Origin of the sequence: Sinomonas sp. (genome assembly GCF_051955515.1) — a bacterium.
GTDB lineage: Bacteria > Actinomycetota > Actinomycetes > Actinomycetales > Micrococcaceae > Sinomonas.
Map to the genome: position 1 here is coordinate 1 of NZ_JBQCGQ010000308.1, position 3,444 is coordinate 3,444.

Annotated in this window: 3 protein-coding genes; all 3 read right to left on the reverse strand. The window is 63.6% G+C overall.

The genetic code is table 11. The features are described from left to right. A partial coding sequence (locus ACTHL9_RS18390; RefSeq protein ID WP_440520709.1) for a glycosyltransferase occupies nucleotides 1-1,771 on the reverse strand: 1,771 nt, incomplete at its 3' end. Nucleotides 1,772-1,782: 11 nt separating this feature from the next. Then, nucleotides 1,783-2,508 (reverse strand): hypothetical protein, encoded by a 726-nt coding sequence (locus tag ACTHL9_RS18395; RefSeq protein WP_440520710.1) that lies wholly within the window; start codon nucleotides 2,506-2,508, stop codon nucleotides 1,783-1,785. A gap of 371 nt (nucleotides 2,509-2,879) precedes the next feature. Next, nucleotides 2,880-3,444: hypothetical protein (locus tag ACTHL9_RS18400; RefSeq protein ID WP_440520711.1), on the reverse strand; the 565-nt coding region annotated here is incomplete at its 5' end.

A 3,444-nucleotide genomic window follows, 5' to 3' on the forward strand; every position in this document is an offset into this window, starting at 1 on the left:
CGATCACGGCCAGCACCAGCGGCCCTGCGCCGAGCAGGATGACGCCCGCGGCAACCGTGAGCGCGAAACTGATGCGCAGCGCGCCTCGGACCAAGAACAGCCCCGAACGCGGACCGGCGAGCTTGGTCTGGAGCGAGTAACCCGCGGACTGCGGGACGAAGAAGACCGCCGAAGCCAGCATCCAGACTATGTACCACGACGCCGTGGCCGAGGCGCTCAAGGTCGCCGCCAAGATCAGGGGCAGAAGGTAACCCGGCGCCCGATCGGCGAGCATGAGGGCGTGATTGGGCAGCCCCCGCCTCAAGACGCTCCAGGTTTCGGAGAGCCGCATGCCTTCTTTCCAATGCGGCCGCAAGCCGGCGCGGCTCATCTGGCGCATTCCAAGCAGCACGCTTGCTGCCGCGCCGGTCGCGAAGGCAGCAACGACGGCGGTCAGAGTCCGGTAGCCAATCACGAGGAAGATCACCAGGACCCCCAGCTGCACCAGCCCTTGAAGCAGACTGCGCAACATGGCGAGGTCGGCGCGAGACTGAGCCACTCCAATGTGGTCGAGCTGGTACGCGGCGCTCGCGAAAACGGCAGCCATCAGGAAGACCGACAGCGCCGCCGGATCATTCCAGGCTTCGCCAACGCCCGGGCCGAGCGCCCACGTGATGCCGGCCAGCACAGCGGCTCCGATCAATGACGAGATGCCGACGATAAGGAGGCTCGTGGCAATCAGTCGGCGCCCGCCGTCGGCCTGGGCAGGGAAGAGCGTCAGGGTGGCAGGCCCCACGCCCAGCATGGCGAGCTGAACCGTCAGCAGGGCGGCGGAGACAACCGCGGAACCCAAGCCAAGTTGCGCTGGTGGCAGCAGGAAGGCGGCGAGGCCCCAGAAGAGGAACCCGGCCACCATAGGCGCCACGCGGGCAGCGGACAGCCACACCGCGTTTCCGCTGAGCGAGAGGCCCTGAGGATCAGGGCGGAGGAGAGCCGCCGCCATGGCCCGGTAGTTGTACGCGAGGAAACACAGCCAGTACGGCAGGAAACGGGGCGCCTTCGCCAACGAAAGAGCGACGCCGCGGATCGTCGCCAGGAGGGGCAGCAGCAACAGCCAACCGCCGCGCAGGGGGTGCTTGCGGATCGTCAAGCCCAGACCGGTTCCGTCTTGAAGCCACTGGTCGCGGGCAAATTCGAACGTGTCCGCGAAGCGGTGGCCCACCATCGTGGTCCTGGAAACGCCGATCTTGCGGCCCGCATTCTCCAGCCGTAGACGCAGCTCGATGTCTTCCCCGGAACTGAAGGATTCGTCAAAGCTCGTCTGCAGAAGCACGTCCCGCCGCATGAGCGTTGCGCAGACGCCAAACCAGGAGCGGACGCGGCTGTGGTTGTGATGCCATGCGAGAGCCTCACCCCAGTACCCGGTCCCGTCTGCTTCGCTGACGAGCCCGAACTGCAGGCCGTCGAAACCGCCCTCCTCGAATTCGCGCAGCAGCCTGGCCAAGGCGCCAGGAGGAATGACGACGTCCGAATCAATGAGGGCGACGATTCCGCAGACAGCTGTCCGGGCTCCCTGCATTCGAGCCGCCGGGAGCCCATGTCCCTCGTCCGAAATGACTCGAGCACCGTATGAACGGGCAATCTCGACGGTCGCGTCAGTGGAGCAGCCATCCACAACGATGACTTCCCGCGGATCTTGGCTATTGATCGACTCGAGGCAGCGGGCGAGCCATTGCGCGGCGTTGCGTGCCGGAACAACCACCGAGACATCCAGCTCGGGCGATTGACCCATGGCGGGCTCCCTTACCGGTCCAAAGTCGAACGAACTATCTGGCACACGAAGTCCGACGCCTGGTCGGCGGACCAGGAAACCGGCAGCCGCAACCGCCAACAGGGCACCTTCTGGAGTGCCTGTTCGACGACCGCGGCCTTCTCGCCGAAGTGCTCTTGCAGGGGCACGAGGCCCGTAGCCCCCATCGCCTCGATCAAGCGACGCGAGACCATCGGGAGCTCCGAATGGAAGTTTCCGACGATCCGGGAGGTCATCCATTCGACGCTGCTGGGCTCGAGCTGGGCATCTGAACCGTCGTAGCGTTCCAAGAAGATGGCCAGTCGTGCGGGAGCTGCTGACGAGATTCTCTCCGGCCCGAAGACTTCCTCGGGATGCACCATTCGATGCTCCGGGGACCAGCGCCGCGTGAACGACGCGGTGCGCGGGTACCGGACGATCACGGGATGGACCGCTGTTGCGAGTCGGGAGATGGTCGGAGTCATCCAGCCCGGCGCCAGTGGTTTCCGGGTGCCTTGGAAAAGGTCGGGATAGATCGCCCGGTGATGTGGCTTGATGAACATCGGTTTGGCGTAGCTCCGGAGTGTTCCGTCAGAACCGAGGAACCCCCAATCGTCCGCCATGAATCCGACTCCGGGGAGGGCGAGGAGCTTGGCCACCGTGCTGGTCTTGCCCACACCTCCCCAGGCCGGAAGAAGTACGCCGGCCCCCTGATAGTCCACCATGGCGGCATGCACCATCGCGGTATTTTCTTGAACGCACAAGCGGTCCAGCAAGGGAATCACGGCCGTGAGAAGTTCGCCCCGGCCTTCTACGCGGTATCCCTCGTCCGTCCGGCTCACTTGGACTCGGTCTTCGGGGATGTACAGGGATTCATCTGTGTACCGGTAGGCATCTTCGGCGTGGGACTGAGGCGTGAAATGACTTATGTCCGCTCCGACTCGCAGCTGTCTCGCTGCGCTTGAATCGCCGACGAAGGGGGAAAGCATGTCACGCAATTGCGCCTCGCCCGGCGTTCCCGGTTCAACGCGGACTGCGACCAGTCCGTGAATGTCGAAGCTCAGGCTCTTCTGTGGTTCGGCTGCGCGTTCAGTCGCGGTTAAGGTTCGGCTCAATTTGTCACGCTCTTCACAATGAGATCGTCAATGTACTCGTCGCCCATTTGGGCATAATGCTCGGCGCCGTTCTGCACTCGGGTCACTGAGGACGTGACGGTGTCTACGTGGGCATTGGAATAGACCTGGGCACCGTCAAACCACACCTCTATCTTTGTTGAGCTGCCGTTGGGACTGACGTGCATCACCATGTGATGCCAGACATTCAATGAGACGCTGGATTCCCCGAGGGGCGTGTAGGTGAACGACCCGCGAGGTGTGAGAACTCGAAGCCACAGTTGGCCGTTGTCGTTATCCCGATAGGTATCGGCGAAGCGAGTATTTCCTGAGAAAAAACGGAAATAGGGAATGTTGTCGGCGGGGAGGCCTGCGCGCGTGATGTTGAACCAGGCATCGGCGTAGGCCTCGCGAGTGCCGGGGGGCAAGACAGTCGAGATATTCGCCATTGAACCTGGTTCCGACGTCGTATGCAGATAGGCGGAGGAGGATCCGCCGTACGCTTGCGCCGAGGAGACCGAAGCCGTCCCTGAACCGCTGGTCTGAACGACAAATCCGGCCAAG